Genomic DNA, 21,830 nt, shown 5'->3' with positions numbered 1-21,830 from the left:
TGATTGAACCCATATTTGGTTTTTGTGGGGACGAAAAAAAGCCCGCTCTCGGCGGGCTCGGATACTTGGCTAGAGCTAAAGTCTGCTCAGCACCTTGCTGGGTGCAAGGATGTTCCCGACATAGTGGATTTTCTCAATGTCAGCCCAGGCGATAACTCTCCGCTCGCCGTAGGCCGAATTGACTGAGGCCAGGTTTACCCCTTCTTCGTTTTCAAACAGAAGCTCCTTGACCATGCTCTGCCCGTCAGTGGTGGTAACCATGACATATTCGCCGGGCACCAAGCGGTGATTTGGCTCGCACACTGCGATCCAGCCGCTTCGTATAGCCGGAGCCATCGAGTCACCTTTCAGCCTGAGGGCGTACGCGTCTTCGTCACGCGACCAGGACTCAACCCAGCCTTCGGCGTTATCCAGTCCTAGCCAATAACCGTCATTTCCTAGCTGGGCTGTGCCCACGATCTCAATCCTTCGAGTGGGTGAGGTGATTGGCGGGCCGGGCAGGACATTGCCGTCTGTGTTCAACATGCCCCCGCTCCCGTCAGCGAGCCATAGAGCGCTTACGCCGCAAGCGCTGGCGATCTGAGCAATGAAGCTCGTCCCCTGGGACTTGCCGCGCTCAAGATTGGATATGGACGTTTGGTCCATGCCGACCTTGAGCGCGAGCTGACCCTGGGTGAGGTTGGCATGGGCTCTAGCTGCTTTGATTCGGTCTTTAAGTTCCATTGCGGAAGTATCAGGGGCGCTCCCATATCCTTGCAAATGAGTATTCCCATGGAATATCTTATGAGAATTCCCATAAGGAGAGGCGCCATGAGCCCTATCTACAAAGAACTCGTCGCCCACTTCGGGACGCAAGAGGTTACCGCCGAGAAACTCGGAGTTGACCAAAGCACTGTCTCCGGATGGGTGCGAGGAAAGCACGGCATGTCTCCAGTAGTCGCAAAGCGCGCCGAGAGGCTGACCCACGGCAAATTCAAGAAGGAAGATTTGTGTCCGGCGTTCCCTTGGGAAGACGTCGCCTGATTGCCTGAATTATCACCACGCTGGCGTTGCGCCAGTAGATGACCGAAACACCTGCGAATCCATCCAGTAGCGGAATTGCAGACGAAAAAAAACCGCCTGGCAGGGCGGCTTTCTCTACAACAAACATCGAGGTCGATTATGCACCGCACAGACGATGCAGGCAACACCGCGCATTCCGCGTCAGTTTTTGGCATTTCGTCAAATCTGACGCATCAGGCTGTCAGTCATGGAGGGCGTTCGTAATGGCTCGTATCCGCACCATCAAGCCTGAGTTCTGGACCAGCGAGCAGGTCATGGAATGTTCGGCGATGGCTCGACTCCTCTTCATCGGGATCTGGAACTTCTGCGATGACGCAGGCAACCACCCGATGTCACCGAAGACAATCAAAGCTCTCGTTTTCCCCGGTGACGACATCACTGCGCTGGCCGTGGAAGGCCTGCTCACAGAGCTGGTAACGAACCGGCTGATCACCATCTACGAGGCGGCATCGAGGCAGTACCTGCACGTCAACGGATGGCATCACCAGAAAATCGACAGACCAACCGTCAAGCACCCTGAATTCGTCGAGCTCTCGCCGAGTGCTCGTCGAGAAGATGTCGAAGGCTCGACTAGCGGTGGGCGAGACCTCACCCCCGGAAAGGAAGGGAAGGGAAGTAATACACACTCACCGCGTGAGCCGTTCGCGATGTTCCTCGATTGGGTTCCTGACCAGGCGCAGCTTGAGGCGTACGCCAAGCGATCAGGCGTCCCTATCGCAGAGTTCTCGGAAAAGGCCATTTCCGGATTCGTCGTACACCACGACGCGAAGGGGCTGGCTAAGACCGAGAGTCAGTGGATCGCTGATCTGGTCGGCTGGAAAAAGCGCGACCTTGCGCATGCTGCGAAGGTCGTTCCTCTGCGGGCTGGTCCGGGTGGCCAGCAGCTCGATGATCACGATACGTCTTGGATCGAGCACGGGAGTGCCCAATGAACCCAGTCGCAGTTGTCACTCATGGCCTATGGGCCAAGGTCCAGTCTGGTCAGCACGTCACTGCTGGATACGAACTGCCCGACGACGTGAAGGCCGAGCTCAACCGGAAGACGGCAGAGGTTATCAACGATCTGTTCCGCGACCTGCGTTCGATCTGCACCGCCTGGAAGCAGGCTTGGCCCGACCAGGCCACCTACAACGCGTCGAAACAGCAATGGCTCACAGCGTTTCTGGAGGCGGGCATTTGCAAGCCCGAGCAGCTGCAGTTTGGACTGATGCGCTGCCGCCAGTCGGGAGTGCCGTTCATCCCGCCGCCCGGTGAGTTCATCCAGTGGTGCCAGCCGTCACCAGAAATGCTCGGTTTGCCGGCCTTGTCGACCGCTTTTCGCGAAGCAACCCGTAATGCCCACCCTGCGATGGCTGGTCGGGGTAAATGGACTCACGACGCGGTGTGGCATGCGGCCAAGGAGTGCGGTTTCGAGAACCTGAACAAGCTGCCAGCCGATGCCAGCTCGAAGCTGTTCGAGCGCAATTACACCATCGCAGTTCGTCGGCTTATGGCCGGTGAGCCGCTGCAGAAAATGCCGCTGGCACTTCCTGCAGAGGTTGCCGTACGCCGCACTCCGCAAGTCGGAAATTCTGCCCTGGCAGCCATGCGCGCCCGCTTGGCGGGACGCTGAACAATCAACCTGCAAGGAGGCGACCCTATGCGCCAAACAAAACTGACCAAGGCCGCGCGCGGCCGGGAGTGCCAGGTGCGCATCCCGGGTGTGTGCAACGGCAATCCCGAGACTACCGTCCTTGCACATTACCGCCTCGCGGGCACGTGCGGCGTGGGCAAGAAGCCACACGACCTGCAAGGCGCCTGGTCCTGCAGCGCCTGCCACGACGCCTGCGACGGGCGTAGCCAGGCTGTAGACCGAGACACCGCGCGCCGGTATCACGCCGAGGGCGTCATGCGCACCCAGGCGCTGCTGCTGAACGAGGGGGTTTTGGTCGCATGACTGCTCCCGCCCTTCGCCCGTTCAAGGCCAAGCCGGCCCGCGCCAAGCCCGTCGACCGGGAAGGGCAGGAGCAGGCCGCGCTGATGCAGGAGCTGCAGCTGCGCTACCCGCAGGCCTACAAGTTGATCTATCACGTGCCGAACGGTGGGCACCGGGTCAAGGCCGTGGCCGCCAAGCTGAAGGGGCAGGGCGTCAAGGCCGGCGTGCCCGACCTGGTGCTGCCGATGGCGCGCGGTGGCTATTTCGGCCTGTACATCGAGTTCAAGGCCATGCCGCCGTTCGATGCGCCGGTTTCGCCCAGTCAGGACGCTTACCTGCAGGCGCTCGCCGATCAGGGCTATCTGGCCATCGTGTGCCGGGGCAACATCGACGCTGTCGAAGCGATCCGCGCCTACCTGCTGTTGCCAGCCACGGTGGCCGCATGAGCGCGACCCGTGAAGTGAAGCTGAGCGAGGCCGAGGTGCGCCGGCAGGCCGCCGACAAGTCAGTGCGCGACCTGCGCGACCCGCGTCACCCTGGCCTGTACCTGCGCTTCTGGAGCAACCGCGAGCGCGGCACCTGGCACCTGGTGCGCGGCAAGAACTGGGTGCCGGTCGCCCGCTGGCCAGAGCTGAGCGTGGCGGCGGTCATTGCCGAGCTGCCCGCGCTGCGTCAGCGCCTGCTGCGCGATCCGGCCACAGCGCCGGTGGTGTCGGGCATGGCCACCGTGGGGCAGCTGCTGGACTGGTATGGCGACCGGATGGCGCGTGATCGCTCACTGTCGGCGAAGCGCAAGGCCGGCGCCCGCTCCGCCATCGCCCAACACCTGAAGCCGCGCCTGGATGACTTGGCCGTGGCCTGCGTGAATGCTGATGCGCTGGACAAGCACCTGATGTGGCCGTGCCAGGCCGAGGTGTCGCTGTCCTACCTGCGGCAGATGTTCGCGCTGCTGCTGACCGCTTTCCGCCAGGCCCTGCAGCTGGGGTTGATCGACCGCAACCCAATGGCCGGGATGCGCTTCAACGACTTCACCAAGGCCAGGATCCTGCCAAAGGCAGCCCGCCTGCGTGACGTGCAACTTCCGGAGCTGATGCAGCAGCTGGCCAAGGCCTTCGCCGATGAGCCGGGCGACGCCATGCTGGCCCTGATGATGCTGGCCCACGGCACCCGGATCGGTGAGACCCGCATGGCGCGCTGGAGCGAGATCAGCCTCGCCGCTGCCGAGTGGTTCATTCCCGCTGCCAACACCAAGACCCGTACCGAACACCGTTTGCCGCTTACCGCCCAGGTGAAGGCGCTGCTGGTCCGGTACCGGGCGATTCAGCAGGTCCAGGGCTACGAGGGCGTTTACCTGTTCCCGAACCGGCGCGGGCTGCCGCTGAGCGAAACCCAGGCGAGCATGGTGTTCACCCGCCTGGGGCAGGGCGAGTGGACCAGCCACGACCTGCGCAAGGTGTCCCGCACCACCTGGACCGACCTCGGTATCGACGGCCACATCGGCGAGATGCTTCTGAACCACACGCTGGGCAAGATCGCCAGCACCTACATCCACACCCAGGCCATGCAGCAGCGCCGGGCAGCCCTGGAGAAGTGGCACGCCTGGTTAGACGGCATCGGCTTTGGTGCCATTCACGGCCTTACCACGGCCTTATCCGAAATTTCACAGAATTCGGGCGAGCCAGCGGAACACAAGGCTTCCAGCGACCTTGCCGAATTTGTAATTAGCGAGGATTCAAAGTGACAAGGAAGAGCCATGGCCCTGCCTTTAAGAAGGCTGCGATCAAGTTGGCTCAGTGCCCTTTGTGCCGTGGGAGAGCGGTCACTCAGGGCGTGTTTCACGAACTGCCGTGCGGCCACTGCCATGCCTCGGGCTTTGTGGCGGCTGCAACCGGCGAGGCCCTGGCCCTGGATGAACTGGTGACCCAGCTCAGCATGAGGCTACGGGCAGCGCTCCGGCAGATCGAGCAGTTGAAGAACCCTCAGGCATCCGGGCCTGAGGCGACATATCAGGGAAGCAACCAGCGCGGCGCTGGCGGCACCAACTACACCGGGGATTGAGGGGGAAGGACCATGGTTTACAGCAGCGTTTCGGGTGCAGTAGTTGCCGCTCTGGCGGCGGGCGAGAAGGGTTCGGCGAAGGCCCAGGCCTGGCAGAAGCTGTACAAGTCGGCAGAAGAGGAGGGTGGCTGCTTGGCCTCATTGGGCGGCCGATCGGGCAGCATCGATCGTACCCAAATCGATTACTGGCTGTCGGCGCGCCTGCACCACATGCTCAAGGGGCGGCACTGGGATGCTTTGGTCGCCAAGTACAGCACGAACAAGGCGAAGAAGGTGCAGGCTATTACGCTGGTAAGGCCGCTCATCGCGAGCCCAGCGCCGACACTCTTTATCTACAAGGCCGTCACTGCCTGGGCCATCCCGAAGCTCAAGGGCGCCCGCCGTAAGGCCCCGCAATCTGTTTCGGTGAACGTCCCACTGGATGCGTCCCCATGGCGCCGCGAGGCTACCGTGAACGCCGCTGTTGCCGCTGGCCAGGCTGCGAAGAAGCGTATCGAGGCGCTCGAGGAGGATTTGATCATCCTGGCGGACAGCTTCTACGACATGAACACCTGGGACTTGGATGCGACGCCGGAGCCGACCCGACGACGCTGGAGGCAGGGCATCAACGAGAAACTTGATGGGATGATCGACGACGCGCTGGCGGAGGTACGGGTGATCCTAGAGGCCGAAGGGTTGCTGATGAAAGAGGCTGCGTGATTGCCTGTTGACATCAGTGAGCGACTGAGCGAAATTATTCCCATCCTGTCATTCCTGCGCGTGTTGAGGATTGACGACAAAAAGCCCGACTGTCACGTCGGGCTTTCGCATTTCTGAGGTGTTGAAAAGCCTGATAGCATTCTGGTGGTGTTCAACTACATAGAGAGCAAAAGGAATGTTTGCGCGAGCGACTGCCATCGGGTTGATGCTTGTTCCGCTTATGGCAGGTGCTGCCCAAGAGGAATCCACCTTGGACCTGACACCCAAGTCATTCCAGGCGGGTATGGGAAAGCACTTAAAGGAAATTCCTCAGTGTGCCGCTGCCAAGCTGAGCAAGGGCGATCCGATCAAGGATGGGAGGGTGGTCTACCACACGCTCACAATGAACGGGGCGTCGGTTGAAGTCCTTCTTGATCTGGGCAAGGCGGGGAAGATCGCTAAAGCCAAGTTCACTGGCGCAGCAGGCGCCAATAATGACGCTCAGCTTCGAGCTATGATGTGCTCCACCTACGCCGTCATGCGTACTCTGCAGCCAGATTATGAAACGCCCGATCAAGCACAGAGCAACATGAGACACCTGTGGAAGTCGGCTGCTTCGAAGCCATTCACTAAAGCGTTCTATTTCAACACCATCAAAGCTCAGTACGTCCCATTTGAGATGAATGTGTACTGATCTTTCAGGTCATCACAACCCCGCTTCGGCGGGGTTTTTCATTTGTGCTCCCTGAAACGGGAGGAATCGAGATGGCGAACATGCCCGAGAAGGATCCTGGCCTGTGGGCCGCCGCGCTTGCTTGGTTGGTAGCACATCAGCCTCAGCTCTATACAGGTGGCATTGCCGCTGCGGTTGCTATGTGCCGAGTGATCTACGGCGGTGGTCGAGGTCGCAAAGTGATTCTTGAGGGCGCTATTTGCGGCCTGATCGCAATCAGTTTGCTGCCCGTCCTGGAGTATTTCGCGCTGCCGCCGAACCTGTCCGTCTTCGCTGGTTGCATGGTTGGCTTCATGGGCGTCGAGAAGCTGCGCGAGTATTCGGACCGTTTCATGAGCAAGAAAGCGGAGGGCTGACACATGGCCCTCGCCGATCAAGGCAAGACCCCGAGCCCATATGGCTATCGCTGGCAGCAGGCTCGCGAGGGGTGGCTAAGCAAGCATCCGCTCTGCGTCCGGTGCCAGCAGTCAGGCCTGAACAAGCCAGCCAGCGTCGTCGACCACATCCAGCCGCACCGCGGTGACATGACCCTGTTCTGGGATCGGACCAACTGGCAGTCGCTGTGCACTAACTGCCACAGCTCCTACAAGCAGCGCCTTGAGAAGTCAGGGCGCGAGGCAGGCTGCGACGTGAGCGGGAGGCCGCTAGACCCCCGGCACCATTGGAATCGGCGCTCCTGAAAGCCGGTGGACGCGCGGGGCCCCATCCCTGAGGGTAGGGGGGGGAGAAAGTTTTATGCGAGGCTTTCCCTGACCGATCGCCCTCCTTTGTGTGCAAAGCCGCGAAATGAAATGATTTTTTTTGGAAGGAAATTATGGCCGGGAGACGACCCACACCGACGGAGCTGAAGCTTGTCAGAGGGAACCCCGGTAAGCGTCCGATCAACAAGAACGAACCCCAGCCAGCCAAGCGCATCCCAAGCGCCCCGGACCATTTGAGTACCGAAGGCCAGGTGGCTTGGGGGCGCCTCACAGTTCTGCTTGACCGGATGGGTGTTCTGACAGAAGCCGATGGCTTTGCACTCGAACGACTCTGCGATTGCTATGCCGAAATTCTTGCTCTCCGCGAATTGGTCGGCACGCAGGGGCGCACATACGAAACCACCAGCACACAGGGTGAGTTGGTCCTCAAGGCAAACCCAGCTGTCGCCATGCTTGCCGACGTTGACCGCCGCTTCAAAAGCTACCTGGTCGAATTCGGTCTCACACCGGCCGCCCGATCCAAGGTTCAAGTAAAAGACGATGAGCCAAAAGAAGACCAGTTCGCGGAGTTCTTCGGTTGAAGACCCAGCGACTCAGTACGCCAGAGAAGTGCATTCTGGTGAACGGTTAGCCGGGCCAGACATTCGAAATGCATGCGCTCGCCACCTCCGAGATTTGAAGGAAGGGCCAAAGCGCGGCCTGACTTGGGATTTGGCAGCCGCTAACAAGGCTATCCGCTTTTATCGCACCGTGCTCAAGCTCAATGGTGGTGAGTTTGAAGGGCTGCCGTTCGAACTCTTGCCATGGCAGAAATTTATCGTCGGTAGCATCTTCGGGTGGAAAGCCAGTGATGGGTATCGCCGTTTCCGTGTTGTCTACGTTGAAAGTGGCAAGGGCTCGGGTAAGTCGCCCTTGGCTGCGGGGGTGGGACTGACTGGACTGATCGCGGATAACGAGGCGCGCGCTGAGATCTATGCTGCTGCGACTAAAAAAGACCAGGCCATGATCCTGTTCCGGGATGCCGTCGCGATGGTGCAGCAATCGCCAGAGCTGACGAAGCGCTTGGTCTGTAGCGGCACCGGCCAGAACATCTGGAACTTGGCCTATCTCAAGTCGGGGTCATTTTTTCGACCGATTAGCTCGGACGATGGCCAGTCCGGCCCTAGGCCACACATGGCACTGATCGACGAGGTACACGAGCACAAGACCAACATGGTCGTTGAGATGATGCGCGCCGGCACCAAGAGTCGTAAGCAGGCGCTCATTTTCATGATCACCAACAGCGGCTCCAACAAGCGTGGGCCTTGCTGGGAATATCACGAGTACGGCTCTCGGGTGGCATCGGGAGCGCTCATTGATGACGGCTTTTTTGCCTATATCTGCTCGCTGGATGAAGGTGATGATCCGATCCAGGACGAGAGCTGCTGGTTCAAGTCGAATCCATCTCTACAGGACGCCGATCTGCCGGGTATGAAGTATCTGCGTGAGCAGGTCACAGAGGCCCGAGGCATGCCGAGCAAAGAGGCGATGGTACGCCGGCTCAACTTCTGCGAATGGACCGGAGCTGAATCGCCGTGGATTTCCTGGGATGTCTGGAGCCAGGCCGAGGAGCGCGTCCCGATGTCGCTGCTGCGCAATCGGCCCTGCGTCGGGGGACTGGACCTGTCCAGCACCACGGACCTTACATCGTTCGTCCTGCTGTTCTATCCGACTTACGAGGATCCGCACTGGCGGCTGTTGCCGTACTTCTGGATTCCCGACCACGAACTGGACAAGCGCGAGGCCCGCGACAAGGTGCCTTACGCAGCCTGGATCAAGTCGGGAGATCTTGAAACGACGCCTGGGCGGGCTATCAGCAAGCTGCATGTGCTGCGCCGGATGCAAAGCATTTGCGACTACTTCCAGGTGGACAAGATTGCCTACGACCGTTGGCGTATCGAGGACATGCGGCAGTTGATGAGCGAGTACGGCATCACGCTGCCGGAGTTGGTGGAGTTTGGGCAAGGCTTCAAAGACATGGGGCCCGCGGTTGATGAGTTCGAGCGGCGCCTACTTGGCATGCTTGAGTTGCCTTCGGAGGAAGAGGGCGGTTCGGCAGAGTTCTTCGACGATGGCCCGCCAACCACCGTGGTGGAGTCGTTGCGACATGATGGTAACCCGGTAATGACCTGGTGCGCCGGTAACGCGGTGATCGTTTCCGACCCCGCGAACAACCGCAAGGCCGACAAGGCAAAAGCGACGGGCCGTATCGACGGAATCATTGCCTCAATCATGGCCACCGGTATCAGTGGTGCAGTGTCCTCTGGAAGCAGCGGCAGCTCCATTTACGACGAAGGAGTAGGGGTTTGAATATCATTGCAATCGCTGCGTGGGTTGCCGGTCTGGTTGGCTTTGCACTGCTGGTCGCCGGCATCGCCATGATCCATATACCCGCCGCATTCATGGCTGCTGGCTTCGGTTTGATTGGCTGGGCATGGCTGGCCGACAAGGCGGCCGCCCGTATGCAGCTTAAACGTAGCCCAGAGGGAGGCTGATCATGTTCTTCAGCAATCTGCTCGGCGCAAGTGAAGGGCTCGTTTCGGACGCTGGCAGTGGCTTCTGGCGCGGCTTGATTGGCTCCGGGCGTTCGGCCGCAGGCGTAACGGTGACGCCGGATACCGCATTGGCCATCACCGTTTTGCAGACGTGTGTCACGCTGCTGGCAGAGAGCGTGGGCCAGTTGCCGCTTGAACTGTACCGCCGATTAGGCGACGGCAAGCGCGAGTCGGCAACGGCGCATCCGCTCTACGATGTGCTGCGCTACCAGCCGAACCCCTGGCAGACACCCTACGAGTACCGGGAATCTGGCCAGCTTGCCTTGGGACTGCGAGGGAACTGCTACAGCTTCATCGAGCGCAACGACGACGGCTCGGTGAGGGCCCTTTATCCGCTGCGCAACGATAAGGTCGTGGTGCTGAAGGGGGGCGATCTACGTCCCGTGTACCGCATTGGCGGGCACGATCCGCTGCCCATGCGCCTGATTCATCATGTGCGCTGGCACACCAAGAATCACTACACCGGCCTTTCTCCCGTTGAGCTGCATGCCGATGCCGTCGGCCTTGCGCATGCGGTGAGGCAATACGCGGGCAAGTCGTTTGCCAACGGTACTGCCGTCAGTGGCGTCATCGAGCGCCCGCGGGAAGCCCCGCCGATCAAAGAGCAGGGCAGTATCGACCGCATCCTAGATCAGTGGGGTCATAAGTTCTCGGGCATCGATAACGCGAAGAAGGTCGCGATGCTGCAGGAAGGTATGACCTTCAAACCGGTGTCGATGAACAACGTCGACGCCGAGCTGCTGGGGATCCTCAAGGCCACTGGGCTGGATATCGCCCGGATCTACAAGATCCCTCCGCACATGATCAACGAGCTGGAGAAAGCCAGCTACAACAGCCTTGAACAGCTGTTGATCCAGTACGTGATCTTCGCCCTGATGCCCTGGGTGAAGCGCCACGAGCAGGCCATGATGCGCGATTTCCTGCTGCCGTCTGAGCGGCGGGACTACTTCATCGAGTTCAACCTGTCCGGCCTGCTGCGCGGAGACCAGAAAAGCCGCTATGACGCCTATGCAATCGGCAGGCAGTGGGGGTGGCTGTCGATCAACGACATCCGTCGCCTGGAAAACATGCCGCCCGTTGCCAATGGCGATAGCTACTTGCAGCCGCTGAACATGACGGATGTGGCGCATGGCTTGCCCGACATGAACAACCCCAACGTCCGCGCTCAGCTGGAGCAGCAGCGCGACGACATCCAGAGGATGCTTGCCGCATGAAACGACATCTGCGTGCAGCCAGCTTGCTGTTCAACCAGCCGCTGCTGACAACACCCGACATGCTGGACCTGGCAGTGCGCTGGGCGAACCAGACCATGAGCCTGAACATCGTAAATCTGAATATGAGCAGCGCCGCTGCTAACCCTTCGATGTTCTACGACGATGAGGACTACCAGGCCGAGCAGGACCGTCGAGAAGAACAGCGCCGTGCCGCCATCGCTCAGACGGGTGTGGAGGTGATCCCAGTCCATGGTGTTCTTGTAAGTCGCGGCAGCCACTTGAACGCTTGCGAGACCATGACCAGCTATGAAGGGCTCCGAGCAGCCCTGAATAAGGCCATCACTGACCCCATGGTCGAACACATCGTGCTCGACATTGACAGCCCAGGCGGCAGCGCAGTCGGCGCTTTCGAACTAGCGGCAGACATCCGGGCTGCGACCAAGGTCAAGCCAATCACCGGCCTGGTTAACTTCATGGCCTACTCCGGGGGTTACCTAATTGCGTCTGCTTGCACTGAAGTCGTGGTCAGTCTGACCTCCGGCGTAGGGTCCATCGGCGTAGTGGCTAGCCACATGGACCGCTCGAAGATGATCGAAGGCATGGGCGTGAAGGTCACGACGGTCTTTGCCGGCGCACACAAAAATGATCTAAGCCCGAACGAGCCAATTACCGAGCAATCTCTCCAGGTGCTCAACGAAGTCGTGCAGGAAAGCTATCAACTCTTCACGACTCATGTTGCTGATTACCGCGGCCGCGATGTGGCCGAGATCATCGCCACCGAAGCCGCCTGCTACCGCGGCACTTCCGCCATCGCCATCGGCCTGGCTGACCGCCTGGAATCGCCGCAACTTGCGGTTGACAACCTCTCGCGTGCAATTGCCCTCAGCCGTGCGCAGCGTCAAGGCTCGCAGACACAGCAGCGCATCAGCGTGCGGGCCTCGGCCTTCGCCATTCAGTCCCAACTCTGACCGCGTTCGCGGCAGTGACCACAACCGCCTGATGGCGGTTTTTTTATGCCCAGGAGGCAGCATGTCCCTCGTAACTCAATTGCGTAGCGAACGCGCCACTATCAACAGCTCGATCCAGGCGCTTGCTCAGATCGAAGCGGCTGGCACCGCACTCAGTGCCGAGCAACTGGCCCAGTTCGAGCAACTCAGCACTCAGTTCAATGTGCTGACCGACAAGCTCGCGCGTGCCGAGGCCGCTGAACGCATGGCGACCACCAGTGCCGTCCCGGTTAATGAAAGCGCCCAGGGCATCAATGGCCCACCCATCAATATCAGCGGCCCTTTCACCGCCAAGCCGGTGCCGGGGGCCAACATGGCGCAGATGGTGCGCGTGCTGGCCGCTTCCCGCGGCGATCAGCACGCGGCTGCGAAGATGGCTTCCGAATCGGGTTACAACCCCGAAATCGCCATGGCACTCAGCACCGTGACGCCAGGAGCTGGTGGGGTGCTGGTACCGCAAAGTTTCTCCAGCGAAGTCATCGAGCTGCTGCGTCCGAAGTCAGTGGTGCGCAGCCTCGGCGCCGTCTCGCTGCCGCTGCAAAATGGCAACCTCACCGTACCGCGCATCAAAGGCGGTGCTGTCGTCGGTTATATCGGCACCGAGGAAGACATGCCGTCCACTGACATGCAGTTCGACGACCTGAAGCTGTCGTCGAAAAAGCTCGCTGCCCTGGTGCCGATCAGCAACGACCTGCTGGCTTACTCCGGCACCAATCCGAGCGTTGACCGCCTGGTCGTGAACGATCTGGTCGCCTCGGTGGCGACAGCGGAAGACCTGTCATTCTTGCGCGGTGCTGGTACCGGAAATCTGCCCAAGGGGCTGCGCTTCTGGGCGCCGTCCTTCAACGTGTTTGCCGCCCCAGCAGCTGTAACGCTGGAAGCGGTGGAGTTCGCGCTGACCGCGCTGATTCTCCGGCTGGAGAACGCGAACTCCAACATGACCACGCCAGGCTTTGCCATGGCGCCGCGCACCAAGCGCTGGTTGGCAGCCCTGCGTGATGGCAATGGCAACAAGGCGTACCCCGAGCTGGATCACAACATGCTCAAGGGTTTCCCAGTCGGCTCGACCACCCAGATTCCGATTAACCTGGGTGCCGATGGCGATGCTTCGGAGATCCATTTCGCCGACTTCGCGGACTGCTTCATCGGTGAAGACGACGCCATGGTCATCGATTTCAGTAAGGAGGCCACCTACAAGGACGGCAGCGGCAATGTCATCAGTGCATTCCAGCGCGACCAGACCCTCGTGCGAGTGATCGCCAAACACGATTTCGGCCCGCGTCACGTCGAGTCGGTGGCGGTGATGACCGATGTCAAATGGGGCAGCTCCCTGTAAATCCTCGTGCCCGGTACGCCGGGCATTCCATTCCAGTTCTGGGGAAATCTCATGACCAAGGTCATCGTAACGTTTGAAAAAAACTGGCGCGGTTATGCCGCTGGCGAAACGGCGGGCTTCGATTCGGCAGTCGCTGAAAGTTTGATCGAGTCGGGCTATGCAGTCGAAGCTGGCAAGTCGCCTTCGAAGAAAGGCAAACCTGGTGGCGGTACCGCCGTCTCCGGCAAGAAGCCCGATAGTGATGCGGCGGCTGATGACGCTGGCAATCCGGGGGATCAGGCTGACGCTGACGGCAAGCCTTAATCATGGCGCGCCGCATCGCTTACACGGGGGCACCCGTGCTGACGTTGGAGCAGGTGGCCTTTCAGTGCAGAGCTGAGCCTGAAGATCTGCAGCCCGAACTGATCGACCTGATCATCATCCCTGGCGTTACCGCGCAGGGCGAATCGAAAACGGGGGCGGCGATTCGTGAAGCGATCTACGAGGAGGAGTGGCCGGCGGCGTATCCGTCGGGCCATTCGCTGGACGTTGGCCAGGTGGTTGCCGTTGAGTCCGTGGTGGTGCTGGGAGAAACAGGTCAGGTGACTCCCTACACCGGCCAACTGGAACTTAGCCAGGGTGGCAAGGAGAGCTATCTACTTTTCCCTGGTGGCCGGCCTGCTGGCCGGCTGCGCATCCGGTACCGCGCCGGGGTGGACTTTGAGGTTTACCCCGGTGTGTTGAGCTGGTTGCTAATGGCGGCAGAAACGGCGTTCACGCATCGTGGACTGTTGGTGGTGGGGCAATCCCTTGCCGAAGTGCCGTCGAGCTTCGTTGATCATTTGCTGGCTGATATCACTGTTCCGCCGAGGTTCTAGCCATGGCATTGCGAGTGAATACACGGGCACCCGCCTCGGGTGAACTGAAACACCGCATGGAAGTGCGCAAAAGGGCCGACAAGCCATCGGGCCCAGGCCTTGAGCCTAAACTTACGCATGTTTGCTGGCGCTGGGTGAAGGTTGAGCCGTTGGGTACCGCAACGTACGCCGCGGCTCAGCAAACAAACACCGGGGTCACGCACCGCCTCTACTGCCGCTTCATTCCCGGCTTGGCTTCAGATTGCGAGTTCGTTAGTCGGGGGCGTGTTTATCGGGTGAAGCGTCCCACTGAGCTTGCGGGCGAGCAGATCTGGTCAGTGGTGGAAGTGGAAGAGCTGGGTGCTCAGCCAGGTCAGGCGGGAGGTGGCCGTGGCCAACTCCGTTTCGATTGACGGCTACCTGCACGTTGATGGCTTCGACAAGTTCGACCAAGAGGCCTTCAACAAGCGAAAGATCCGTGCCGGCATGCGCAAGGTTGGCCAGCTGATCACCGGCCGGGCGCAGATGAACCTGGCGCTTGGCGGTGGCCAGGATGGCTACCCGATCAACCGCACCGGCGCGACCACCGATTCGATCGGCTACAAGCTGTCGCGCTCGGGCTTCCTGGTGCGGATCGCACCGAACAAGACCGCGAGCATGCCGGCGTTCTATCCGGCGTACCTGCATTACGGCGTGCGCCGCAAGCAGGGCGGCGGATGGCGCATCAAACCTCGCGACAACTACATGACCGACGCGCTGACCGACAGCCGCGCCGAGGTGCAACGCATCCTGCAGCAGGCCTTCGCCGCCGCGCTGCTCAACTGAGAGCCGACATGAAAATCACGCCTGTGATCGCGCAGCTGCGCACCTATGCGCCTGGTTTGGAGGGGCGCGTGGCGGGTGGCCTGGATTGGGACCCGACCGCCGACAGCGGCAAGCTGGAAATCCCGGCGGCCTACGTGATCGCGGTAGGCGATTCGGCCGACGAGCCGACCGCGCAGAACGTGTACACCCAGGCCGTGCGCGACGCGATCGACGTGTGCGTGGTGCTGCCCACCGACGACGAGCGCGGGCAATCGGTGGCTGACCCGCTGCACGACCTGCGCGCCCAGCTGTGGCGCGCCCTGGTGGGCTTTGAGCCTGACCCGGAGTCGGGGCCGCTGCTCTACGACGGCGGCCAGCTGCTGCTGATCGACCGCGAACGGGTGGTTTACCGCTACCGCTTCTATGCCGACCTGCAGCTGGGTCGCTGGGAGCAGACCGGCGAGGGCAAGCCGCAGACCTGGCAGGAATGGCAGCTGGCTGGCCTGCCAGCGCTGGACGGGATCGACACCCGCTTCGACTTCATTAACCCCCTGAAAGACTCCAACGTCACGGCCCCAGGGCCTGACGGGCGAGTCGAGTTCACCACCCGGGAGAACCTGACCCCATGAAGACCATCACCCTAAAACCGGCACCCGGGCGCGACTGCCCGATGCCGCACAACCCCCGCGAGCTGCTGCCCGCCGGCGGCGCCCCGGTGCCACGTAATGCGTACTGGGAGCGCCGCATCAGCGACGGTGATGCCGTCGAGCAGAAAGCCAGCACCAAGCCGAAGGGGGGCACGGCGCAATGAGCGTAAGTTTCAGCAACATTCCCAGCGACATTCGCGTGCCGCTGTTCTATGCCGAGGTCGACAACTCCATGGCCAACAGCGGCGCATCGAGCTTGCGCCGGCTGATCATTGGCCAGGTTAACGACGATGCCGACGGCCCCGAGATTGGCCAGCTGACCCTGGTGTCGCGGACCAGCGAGGCCAAGGACATTGGCGGCGTCGGTTCGATGCTGGCCAGCATGCACGCCCGTTGGCGCGCCATCGACGTGGCCGGCGAGGTCTGGTGCTTGCCGCTCAAGGTCGCCACCGGCGTAGCGGCGACGGGCACCGTTACCGTAACGGGGTCGGTCGAATCGGCCGGCCTGGTTAATCTGTACGTGGCGGGCCAGCGTGTACGTGCCCTGGCCGTGGCCGGTGCTTCGGCCGAGGCGGTGGCCACGGCCCTGGCAGCGGCGATCAATGAGGCGATCGACCTGCCGGTGACTGCGACGGTGGCCGCCGGCGTGGTCACCCTGCAGGCCAAGTTCAAGGGCGAGCTGGGCAACGACATTCAGCTGCAGCTTAATCGCCTGGGCCGCGTGAACAGCGAGGTTACCCCCGCTGGCTTGACCATCGTCACCACCGGCATGACCGGCGGTGTCGGTAGCCCTGACGCCGCTGCCGCGCTGGCCGCGCTGGGCGACGAAGAGTTCGAATTCATTGCCCAGCCGTGGACCGACGCCGACACCCTGGACGCCTGGAAAGACACCATGGACGACAGCGCCGGTCGCTGGTCCTGGGCAAAGCAGCTGTACGGCCACGTCTACAGCGCCAAGCGCGGCACCCTCGGCGAGCTGGTCGCGGCAGGGCGTCTGCGCAATGACCCGCATGTGACCGTTCACGGCTTCGAACGTGGCGTGCCGCAGCCAGCATGGGAAGTGGCGGCCGCCTGGGCGGCGCGCACTGCCGTGTTCATCAGTGCCGACCCGGCGCGGCCGACGCAAACCGGCTCGCTGGCTGGCATCGACCCGGCGGCCGCGAGCGATCGTTTCACCCTGACTGAACGGCAGTCGCTGCTGACCAGTGGGGTGGCCACCGCCGCCTACAACGGTGGCAGCTACCGGATCGAGCGCGCCATTACCACGTATCAGCGCAACGCCTACGGGCAAGCCGATGATTCGTACCTGGACAGCGAAACGCTGCACCAGTCGGCGTATGTGATCCGCTACCTGCGCAGCATCATCACCAGCAAGTACGGCCGCCACAAGCTGGCCAACGACGGCACCCGCTTCGGCCCCGGCCAGGCGATCGTCACGCCGAAGGTGATTCGCGGTGAGCTGATCGCAGCCTACGGCGCGCTTGAGCGTGACGGCATTGTCGAGAATGCCGAGATGTTCAATCAGTACCTGATCGTGGAGCGCGACGCCAACAACCCCAACCGGCTCAGCGTGCTGTTCCCGCCGGACCTGGTGAATCAACTGCGCGTGTTCGCGCTGCTGTACCAGTTCCGCCTGCAGTACCCCGAAGCGACTTAATCCGCATCGTTCAACCCCGGCCCGCCCTGTGCGGGCTTTTTTCTGGGAGATCCCTTTATGGGTCAGAAAGTCGCAGGCACCTGTTTCATCAAGGTCGACGGCGATCAGTTGGTCATCACCGGCGGCGTCGAGTGCCCGCTGTCGGACGTGAAGCGTGAAACCGTCACGCGGGGCTACTTCAAGGAAGAAGACCTGGTGCCCTACGTCGTCGTTGACGCGGTGAAAAACCCCAACTTTCCCCGGGCCAAGCTGGCCGCCGGTATCGCCATGACCGTTACGGCCGAACTGGCTGATGGCTCCGTGTACGTGCTGAGCGGTGCGTATCTGGTCGATGAGGCCAAAGTGACCGGCGACGACGCCAAGGTCTCGCTCAAATTCGAAGGCATCCAAGGAGACTGGCAGTAATGAGCACCGTAACCCACACCCTCACCGCACCGATCCAGGCCCATGGCGAAGAAGTCAAAGAGCTGACCCTGCGCCGTCCCACCGTGCAGGAATGCCGGGCCATCAAGGCGCTGCCCTACAACATCGGTGAGAGCGGTTACCCGATCCTCGACGTGGAAGTGGCGGCCAAGTACATCGCCGTGTGCGCGACCATCCCCGCCAGTTCGGTGAACCAGTTGGCGCTGCCCGACTTGAACAACGTTGCCTGGCTCATCGTGGGTTTTTTCATGCCCCGCGATTCGGAACAGTCGGCAGCCTAACCGAGCTGGCCTATGACCTCGCTTGGTGGTGGAAAGCCACCCCGGGCGAGGTGCTGGGCTGGACCCTCGACACGCTGTTCGAGAGCGAGGAAAACGCGTGGCGCATCAACGCGCTGACTGGGGGTGGTGGTGGCGGATAAATTCCAGCTAAAGGCCCTGATCACCGGCGTCGACAAGCTGTCGCCGGTGCTCAGTGGTGTGCGCAAGAACGCGGCCATGCTGCGCAAGCAGTTGAACAGCTCGGGCCTGGGCAAGATCACCTTTGGCGAGGCCCTGCAGGGCGGTGCCATTGCGGCGCCGTTCGTGATGGGCGTCAAGGCTGCCATGGGCTTCGAGAGCGCCATGGCCGACGTGAAGAAGGTGGTCAACTTCGACACGCCGGCGCAGTTCAAGGCCATGAGTGACGACGTGCTGGGCCTGTCCGAGCGGCTACCGATGGCGGCCGAGGGTATCGCGCAGATCGTCGCGGCGGGTGGTCAGTCGGGCATCGCCCGGGAAGAGCTGAACCGCTTTGCCGAGGACGCGGTAAAAATGGGCGTGGCCTTCGACCAGACGGCCGAAGAGTCCGGTTCGATGATGGCCAAGTGGCGCACGGCCTTCAAAATGAACCAGACCGAGGTGGTGACCCTCGCTGACCAAATCAACTACCTGGGCAACACCGGCGCCGCGAGCACCGGGCAAATTTCCAACATCCTGACGGCCATCGGCCCGCTGGGTGAGGTGGCCGGTGTCAGTGCGGCCCAGCTGGCGGCCATGGGTTCGACCCTGGCCGGCGTGGGTATCGCCCAGGACGTGGCGGCCACCGGCATCAAGAACTTCATGCTGACCCTGACCGCCGGCACAGCGGCCACCAAGTCGCAAAAGGAGGCGTACAAGGCGCTGCGCCTAGACGCCAACGAGCTGGCTAAGGGCATGCAGAGCGACAGCGAGGGCACGATTAATCGCGTGCTGCAGACGCTGGCCAAGGTCGAGAAGAGCAAGCAGGCGGCTGTGCTGACCAACCTGTTCGGCAAGGAGTCGGTGGGGGCGATCGCGCCACTGCTGACCAGCCTGGGCACCCTGCAGAAAAACTTTAAGTCGATCGGTGATGAAACCCAGTACGCCGGATCGATGAACAGCGAGTATGCGGCCCGAGCAGCCACCACACAGAACGCCATGCAGCTGCTGCAGAACCGCGTGACCCGCCTGGGCATCACGGTCGGCAGTATGTTGTTGCCGCCGCTGAATGACTTCATGGCCACCGTGGGGCCGATTATCAGCAGTGTCGGCGCGCTGGCTGCCGCGCACCCCTGGTTGATCAAGGGCGTGCTGGGTGCGGCGGTGGGATTCACCGTGCTGCGCCTGGCCACGGCCGGCGCAACCGCAGCCCTGGCAATGATGAACGGTGTAGCGAGCATGAGCCCGATCGGGATCATCGTGCGCGGCATCGCCATTGCCGCCGGCGTGCTGATCGCCAACTGGTCGACCGTGGCGCCGTATTTTCAGGCGGTGTGGGACAAGATCAAAGAGCCAGCGATGGCCCTGTGGGGCTGGATGAAAACAGCCTTTGCTTGGTCACCGATCGGCCTGATCGTCGCCAATTGGCAGCCCCTGAGCCGCTTCTTTGCCAGCCTATGGGGTTTGGTCAAGGCGCTGTCGGTACCGTTCATGGGCTACCTGCGTACCATGTTCGACTACTCCCCGCTTGGGTTGATCATCAACCACTGGGGGCCGATCAGCGGCTTTTTCGGCGGGGTGTGGGAAGCGATCAAGGCGCTGTCGGTGCCGTTCCTCGACTTCCTCAAGACCCTGTTTGACTGGTCGCCGCTGGGCTTGCTGGTCAAGCACTGGGAGCCGATCACGGCCTATTTCAAAGGGCTGTGGGACAAGCTGCGGCCGATCGTTGAACCCATGATGAAATTCCTGGGCTTCAGTTCCGAAGGCGGGGTGATCGAGGCCGCGACCAACAAGGTCAACGCCTGGACGGAGCAGCAGAAGGCGCGCAACGGCGCCGGCCAGCCAGCGCCGGGCGCCCTGGTGCGGCCGATCGCCGAGCCGGTGCAGCTGATGCCCGAGGCCACCAGCGCGGCCAGCCTGCTGCGCGCTCCCGGGCAGACTCCGGAGCGGCCGCCGCTTCGCCTGGTGCCGTCGCCGGCGTCGATGCCGGCGGCGCTGTCAGCTGAGCAACTGGGCACGCAGGCCAAGGAAAGTTATGCCAAGGGGCTGACCCAGGCCGAGGCGCTGAAACAGGCTGAAACGGCCGTTGTGCAGCGCCCTGGCCTCACGTCGGTGCCCACTTCGGCGCCTGGCGGTTTGCCGGCGTCGCGGGGTTCTCTGGTCCAGCAGTCTGCGGCCACCAACAAGACCCAGCTGGAAGGGTCAATGGTGGTCCGCTTCGACAATGCCCCGCAGGGCATGCGCGTTGAACAAGGCGAGTCCAACCAGCCCGGCCTGCAGGTTACGCCGCAGGTCGGCTATCGCTCATTGGGTAGGGGGGCAGGATGACCACATGGCGGGATGAGCTGCACCCGGCCTCCTTTCGGGGGGTGCCGTTTCACGTCGACAGCGACAGCATGCCAGTCGGCCGACGTACCCAGATCCATGAATACCCCCAGCGGGACAAGCCGCTGGTGGAGGACCTGGGCCGCGTAACACGCGAAATCAAGATGGCGGCCTTCGTGATCGGCGAAGACTTCCTGATCAAGCGTGATGCCCTGCTGAACGCGCTGGACAAGCCCGGCGCCGGGGAGCTGATCCACCCTTGGTATGGGCGGCTGATGGTCACGGCGACGGGCTGTTCGGTGGGGCATGAGCGCCGCGAAGGCGGCATGGCGCGCTTCGACCTGGTGTTTGTGGAGGACGGCGAAAAGGGCTTTCCGGCCGGCGTGCCGAACACGGCGCGGCAGCTGGAAGAGTCGTCCGAAACCCTGCTGCAGTCGGCAATCCGGCGTTACAAGGCAGCCATGGCGGTGGTGAACCGGGCGCGCCTGGCGGTGGTTGTGCTGCAGAACGGTATTGCCGGCGTGCAGATGGCCATCGCTCAGGAGTTGCGCCAGTTGACGGGATTGGTCAGCTCAGTGGAGGCGCTGGCCGACATGCTGATCAACGCCCCAGGCAACTTCTCGGCGATGATCCGTGGGCAGTTCTCAAGCGTCGGTGGTAGCCGCTCGACCGGTTACCGTTGGGGGCCGTCGAGCAGCACAAGCAGCACCGCGTCGGCATCGTCCAGCGCCTCGAGTATCGAGGCTGACCCGGAGTTTGCCAGCACCGTGGCGGGCCTGCCCGAGGCTGACCCGGAGTTTGCCAGCTTCGCCGCGTCGAGTCGGGCCATTGCCACGCAGGTCGAGCAGTCCCGGGAGTTAGCGGCGCAGGTCGTAGCCGCGGCTGCAGCGATCGAGGCGGGCAGCACGGCCGCCGGCGGCGCTGCAACGGCGGCGGTGATCGAGGCCGCCCGGGAACTGGTGCGCGATGCGTTGATTGTCCTGGCCGTGCGCACGGCCGCTGTCATGCCGGTGGTGCAAGCGCCGGCGCCGCTGTCGGGCTATCCATCCCTGCAGCAGCAAGTGGTTTCGCCGATCACCCGGCCGGACGTGCCGGTGACCGCTGACGTGGTGGCCGTGCGCGACGCGATCGAGGCCGCGCTAGTGGCCGCCGAGCAGACCGCCCCGCATGAGCATTTCGAGGTGCTGGAGGTGGTGCGCAAGCAGGTGCGCGCCCACCTGACCGAGGTGGCCCGCGCCGGCGTGCGCCTGGCCGAGGTGACCACGCTGGAAAGCCTGCCGGCGGTGGTGCTGGCCTATCAGCGCTACGGCGACGCGACCCGCGCCGCTGAAATCGTTACGCGTAACAAGGTCGCACACCCAGGGTTCTTGCCTGTCGGGGTGCTGGCCGTCGCTCAAGAGTAA

29 protein-coding genes are annotated in these 21,830 nt (G+C 62.2%); 28 read left to right on the top strand and 1 reads right to left on the bottom strand.

Annotated elements, in window-relative coordinates; genetic code table 11:
* Positions 1-75: 75 nt before the first annotated feature.
* Positions 76-723: an XRE family transcriptional regulator gene (locus tag ACTORR_RS01515; protein WP_313300202.1), complete on the bottom strand. Its 648-nt coding sequence runs from the start codon at positions 721-723 to the stop codon at positions 76-78.
* Between the two features lie 87 nt (positions 724-810).
* Between ACTORR_RS01515 and ACTORR_RS01510 the strand changes: the two genes are divergently transcribed.
* The 28 genes from ACTORR_RS01510 to ACTORR_RS01375 all read left to right on the top strand — a co-directional run bounded on the left by ACTORR_RS01510 (position 811) and on the right by ACTORR_RS01375 (position 21,830).
* The gene (locus ACTORR_RS01510; RefSeq protein WP_313300199.1) at positions 811-1,023 is read left to right on the top strand and encodes a transcriptional regulator; all 213 of its coding nucleotides are present in this window, start codon (positions 811-813) and stop codon (positions 1,021-1,023) included.
* Positions 1,024-1,265: 242 nt separating this feature from the next.
* Positions 1,266-1,994: a DnaT-like ssDNA-binding domain-containing protein gene (locus ACTORR_RS01505; protein ID WP_441343498.1), complete on the top strand. Its 729-nt coding sequence runs from the start codon at positions 1,266-1,268 to the stop codon at positions 1,992-1,994.
* Positions 1,991-2,674 carry a replication protein P gene (locus tag ACTORR_RS01500; RefSeq protein WP_441343497.1) on the top strand — a complete coding sequence of 228 codons (684 nt, stop codon included), beginning with the start codon at positions 1,991-1,993 and terminating at the stop codon, positions 2,672-2,674. Before ACTORR_RS01505 ends, ACTORR_RS01500 begins: the two co-directional genes overlap by 4 nt.
* A gap of 27 nt (positions 2,675-2,701) precedes the next feature.
* Positions 2,702-2,998 (top strand): DUF1364 domain-containing protein, encoded by a 297-nt coding sequence (locus ACTORR_RS01495; protein WP_197896379.1) that lies wholly within the window; start codon positions 2,702-2,704, stop codon positions 2,996-2,998.
* Positions 2,995-3,423: a VRR-NUC domain-containing protein gene (locus ACTORR_RS01490; protein WP_441343496.1), complete on the top strand. Its 429-nt coding sequence runs from the start codon at positions 2,995-2,997 to the stop codon at positions 3,421-3,423. Before ACTORR_RS01495 ends, ACTORR_RS01490 begins: the two co-directional genes overlap by 4 nt.
* Positions 3,420-4,718, top strand: a complete 1,299-nt coding sequence (locus tag ACTORR_RS01485) for a tyrosine-type recombinase/integrase (RefSeq protein ID WP_441343495.1) — start codon at positions 3,420-3,422, stop codon at positions 4,716-4,718. The genes ACTORR_RS01490 and ACTORR_RS01485 overlap by 4 nt, the downstream gene beginning before the upstream one ends.
* A complete protein-coding gene (locus tag ACTORR_RS01480) occupies positions 4,715-5,035 on the top strand; it encodes a hypothetical protein (RefSeq protein ID WP_053870456.1) in 321 nt (106 codons plus the stop codon). The genes ACTORR_RS01485 and ACTORR_RS01480 overlap by 4 nt, the downstream gene beginning before the upstream one ends.
* Before the next feature lie 12 nt (positions 5,036-5,047).
* On the top strand, positions 5,048-5,734 hold the full coding sequence (locus ACTORR_RS01475) for a hypothetical protein (RefSeq protein WP_441343494.1): 687 nt from the start codon (positions 5,048-5,050) through the stop codon (positions 5,732-5,734).
* A 250-nt stretch (positions 5,735-5,984) separates the two neighbouring features.
* Positions 5,985-6,407 (top strand): hypothetical protein, encoded by a 423-nt coding sequence (locus tag ACTORR_RS01470; RefSeq protein WP_441343493.1) that lies wholly within the window; start codon positions 5,985-5,987, stop codon positions 6,405-6,407.
* 71 nt (positions 6,408-6,478) lie between these two features.
* Positions 6,479-6,802 (top strand): phage holin, lambda family, encoded by a 324-nt coding sequence (locus ACTORR_RS01465; RefSeq protein WP_441343492.1) that lies wholly within the window; start codon positions 6,479-6,481, stop codon positions 6,800-6,802.
* A 3-nt stretch (positions 6,803-6,805) separates the two neighbouring features.
* Positions 6,806-7,126, top strand: a complete 321-nt coding sequence (locus tag ACTORR_RS01460; RefSeq protein WP_441343491.1) for an HNH endonuclease signature motif containing protein — start codon at positions 6,806-6,808, stop codon at positions 7,124-7,126.
* Positions 7,127-7,380: 254 nt separating this feature from the next.
* Complete coding sequence (locus tag ACTORR_RS01455) at positions 7,381-7,728, top strand: phage terminase small subunit P27 family (RefSeq protein WP_441343490.1); 348 nt, start codon at positions 7,381-7,383, stop codon at positions 7,726-7,728.
* Complete coding sequence (locus tag ACTORR_RS01450; RefSeq protein WP_441343489.1) at positions 7,688-9,496, top strand: terminase large subunit; 1,809 nt, start codon at positions 7,688-7,690, stop codon at positions 9,494-9,496. Before ACTORR_RS01455 ends, ACTORR_RS01450 begins: the two co-directional genes overlap by 41 nt.
* Positions 9,493-9,681, top strand: a complete 189-nt coding sequence (locus tag ACTORR_RS01445) for a hypothetical protein (RefSeq protein ID WP_441343488.1) — start codon at positions 9,493-9,495, stop codon at positions 9,679-9,681. The genes ACTORR_RS01450 and ACTORR_RS01445 overlap by 4 nt, the downstream gene beginning before the upstream one ends.
* A gap of 2 nt (positions 9,682-9,683) precedes the next feature.
* Positions 9,684-10,955 carry a phage portal protein gene (locus ACTORR_RS01440; protein WP_441343487.1) on the top strand — a complete coding sequence of 424 codons (1,272 nt, stop codon included), beginning with the start codon at positions 9,684-9,686 and terminating at the stop codon, positions 10,953-10,955.
* A complete protein-coding gene (locus ACTORR_RS01435) occupies positions 10,952-11,923 on the top strand; it encodes a S49 family peptidase (RefSeq protein ID WP_441343486.1) in 972 nt (323 codons plus the stop codon). Before ACTORR_RS01440 ends, ACTORR_RS01435 begins: the two co-directional genes overlap by 4 nt.
* A 61-nt stretch (positions 11,924-11,984) precedes the next feature.
* Positions 11,985-13,298, top strand: a complete 1,314-nt coding sequence (locus tag ACTORR_RS01430) for a phage major capsid protein (protein ID WP_441343485.1) — start codon at positions 11,985-11,987, stop codon at positions 13,296-13,298.
* A gap of 51 nt (positions 13,299-13,349) precedes the next feature.
* Positions 13,350-13,601: a hypothetical protein gene (locus ACTORR_RS01425; RefSeq protein WP_441343484.1), complete on the top strand. Its 252-nt coding sequence runs from the start codon at positions 13,350-13,352 to the stop codon at positions 13,599-13,601.
* A 2-nt stretch (positions 13,602-13,603) separates the two neighbouring features.
* Positions 13,604-14,155, top strand: a complete 552-nt coding sequence (locus tag ACTORR_RS01420; protein WP_441343483.1) for a hypothetical protein — start codon at positions 13,604-13,606, stop codon at positions 14,153-14,155.
* Between the two features lie 2 nt (positions 14,156-14,157).
* Complete coding sequence (locus tag ACTORR_RS01415) at positions 14,158-14,547, top strand: head-tail adaptor protein (RefSeq protein ID WP_441343482.1); 390 nt, start codon at positions 14,158-14,160, stop codon at positions 14,545-14,547.
* Positions 14,525-14,959, top strand: coding sequence for a hypothetical protein (locus tag ACTORR_RS01410; protein WP_441343481.1), 435 nt, complete (start codon positions 14,525-14,527; stop codon positions 14,957-14,959). The genes ACTORR_RS01415 and ACTORR_RS01410 overlap by 23 nt, the downstream gene beginning before the upstream one ends.
* A gap of 8 nt (positions 14,960-14,967) precedes the next feature.
* Positions 14,968-15,567 (top strand): phage tail terminator protein, encoded by a 600-nt coding sequence (locus ACTORR_RS01405; protein ID WP_441343480.1) that lies wholly within the window; start codon positions 14,968-14,970, stop codon positions 15,565-15,567.
* A complete protein-coding gene (locus tag ACTORR_RS01400) occupies positions 15,564-15,749 on the top strand; it encodes a DUF2635 domain-containing protein (RefSeq protein WP_441343479.1) in 186 nt (61 codons plus the stop codon). Before ACTORR_RS01405 ends, ACTORR_RS01400 begins: the two co-directional genes overlap by 4 nt.
* A complete protein-coding gene (locus ACTORR_RS01395) occupies positions 15,746-17,242 on the top strand; it encodes a phage tail sheath subtilisin-like domain-containing protein (protein ID WP_441343478.1) in 1,497 nt (498 codons plus the stop codon). The genes ACTORR_RS01400 and ACTORR_RS01395 overlap by 4 nt, the downstream gene beginning before the upstream one ends.
* Before the next feature lie 57 nt (positions 17,243-17,299).
* Complete coding sequence (locus ACTORR_RS01390; RefSeq protein WP_441343477.1) at positions 17,300-17,647, top strand: phage tail tube protein; 348 nt, start codon at positions 17,300-17,302, stop codon at positions 17,645-17,647.
* A complete protein-coding gene (locus ACTORR_RS01385; RefSeq protein ID WP_441343476.1) occupies positions 17,647-17,946 on the top strand; it encodes a phage tail assembly protein in 300 nt (99 codons plus the stop codon). Before ACTORR_RS01390 ends, ACTORR_RS01385 begins: the two co-directional genes overlap by 1 nt.
* A gap of 129 nt (positions 17,947-18,075) precedes the next feature.
* The gene (locus tag ACTORR_RS01380; protein ID WP_441343475.1) at positions 18,076-20,430 is read left to right on the top strand and encodes a phage tail tape measure protein; all 2,355 of its coding nucleotides are present in this window, start codon (positions 18,076-18,078) and stop codon (positions 20,428-20,430) included.
* Entirely contained in the window at positions 20,427-21,830 is a 1,404-nt protein-coding gene (locus ACTORR_RS01375; RefSeq protein ID WP_441343474.1) for a DNA circularization protein, read from the top strand. Before ACTORR_RS01380 ends, ACTORR_RS01375 begins: the two co-directional genes overlap by 4 nt.

This window comes from Pseudomonas sp. SAR267 (assembly GCF_052077595.1).
Taxonomy (GTDB): Bacteria; Pseudomonadota; Gammaproteobacteria; order Pseudomonadales; family Pseudomonadaceae; genus Aquipseudomonas; species Aquipseudomonas vlassakiae.
Note: the sequence above shows the minus strand (reverse complement) of the source record. Positions and strands in the feature narration are given on the sequence as shown.

Coding starts and splice junctions, on each gene's coding strand:
- ACTORR_RS01495 (WP_197896379.1), top strand. CDS start 2,702: ATGCGCCAAACAAAACTGACCAAGGCCGCGCGCGGCCGGGAGTGCCAG.
- ACTORR_RS01505 (WP_441343498.1), top strand. CDS start 1,266: ATGGCTCGTATCCGCACCATCAAGCCTGAGTTCTGGACCAGCGAGCAG.
- ACTORR_RS01510 (WP_313300199.1), top strand. CDS start 811: ATGAGCCCTATCTACAAAGAACTCGTCGCCCACTTCGGGACGCAAGAG.
- ACTORR_RS01400 (WP_441343479.1), top strand. CDS start 15,564: ATGAAGACCATCACCCTAAAACCGGCACCCGGGCGCGACTGCCCGATG.
- ACTORR_RS01385 (WP_441343476.1), top strand. CDS start 17,647: ATGAGCACCGTAACCCACACCCTCACCGCACCGATCCAGGCCCATGGC.
- ACTORR_RS01425 (WP_441343484.1), top strand. CDS start 13,350: ATGACCAAGGTCATCGTAACGTTTGAAAAAAACTGGCGCGGTTATGCC.
- ACTORR_RS01475 (WP_441343494.1), top strand. CDS start 5,048: ATGGTTTACAGCAGCGTTTCGGGTGCAGTAGTTGCCGCTCTGGCGGCG.
- ACTORR_RS01460 (WP_441343491.1), top strand. CDS start 6,806: ATGGCCCTCGCCGATCAAGGCAAGACCCCGAGCCCATATGGCTATCGC.
- ACTORR_RS01490 (WP_441343496.1), top strand. CDS start 2,995: ATGACTGCTCCCGCCCTTCGCCCGTTCAAGGCCAAGCCGGCCCGCGCC.
- ACTORR_RS01395 (WP_441343478.1), top strand. CDS start 15,746: ATGAGCGTAAGTTTCAGCAACATTCCCAGCGACATTCGCGTGCCGCTG.
- ACTORR_RS01485 (WP_441343495.1), top strand. CDS start 3,420: ATGAGCGCGACCCGTGAAGTGAAGCTGAGCGAGGCCGAGGTGCGCCGG.
- ACTORR_RS01415 (WP_441343482.1), top strand. CDS start 14,158: ATGGCATTGCGAGTGAATACACGGGCACCCGCCTCGGGTGAACTGAAA.
- ACTORR_RS01405 (WP_441343480.1), top strand. CDS start 14,968: ATGAAAATCACGCCTGTGATCGCGCAGCTGCGCACCTATGCGCCTGGT.
- ACTORR_RS01390 (WP_441343477.1), top strand. CDS start 17,300: ATGGGTCAGAAAGTCGCAGGCACCTGTTTCATCAAGGTCGACGGCGAT.
- ACTORR_RS01465 (WP_441343492.1), top strand. CDS start 6,479: ATGGCGAACATGCCCGAGAAGGATCCTGGCCTGTGGGCCGCCGCGCTT.
- ACTORR_RS01440 (WP_441343487.1), top strand. CDS start 9,684: ATGTTCTTCAGCAATCTGCTCGGCGCAAGTGAAGGGCTCGTTTCGGAC.
- ACTORR_RS01435 (WP_441343486.1), top strand. CDS start 10,952: ATGAAACGACATCTGCGTGCAGCCAGCTTGCTGTTCAACCAGCCGCTG.
- ACTORR_RS01450 (WP_441343489.1), top strand. CDS start 7,688: ATGAGCCAAAAGAAGACCAGTTCGCGGAGTTCTTCGGTTGAAGACCCA.
- ACTORR_RS01500 (WP_441343497.1), top strand. CDS start 1,991: ATGAACCCAGTCGCAGTTGTCACTCATGGCCTATGGGCCAAGGTCCAG.
- ACTORR_RS01430 (WP_441343485.1), top strand. CDS start 11,985: ATGTCCCTCGTAACTCAATTGCGTAGCGAACGCGCCACTATCAACAGC.
- ACTORR_RS01420 (WP_441343483.1), top strand. CDS start 13,604: ATGGCGCGCCGCATCGCTTACACGGGGGCACCCGTGCTGACGTTGGAG.
- ACTORR_RS01515 (WP_313300202.1), bottom strand. CDS start 723: ATGGAACTTAAAGACCGAATCAAAGCAGCTAGAGCCCATGCCAACCTC.
- ACTORR_RS01375 (WP_441343474.1), top strand. CDS start 20,427: ATGACCACATGGCGGGATGAGCTGCACCCGGCCTCCTTTCGGGGGGTG.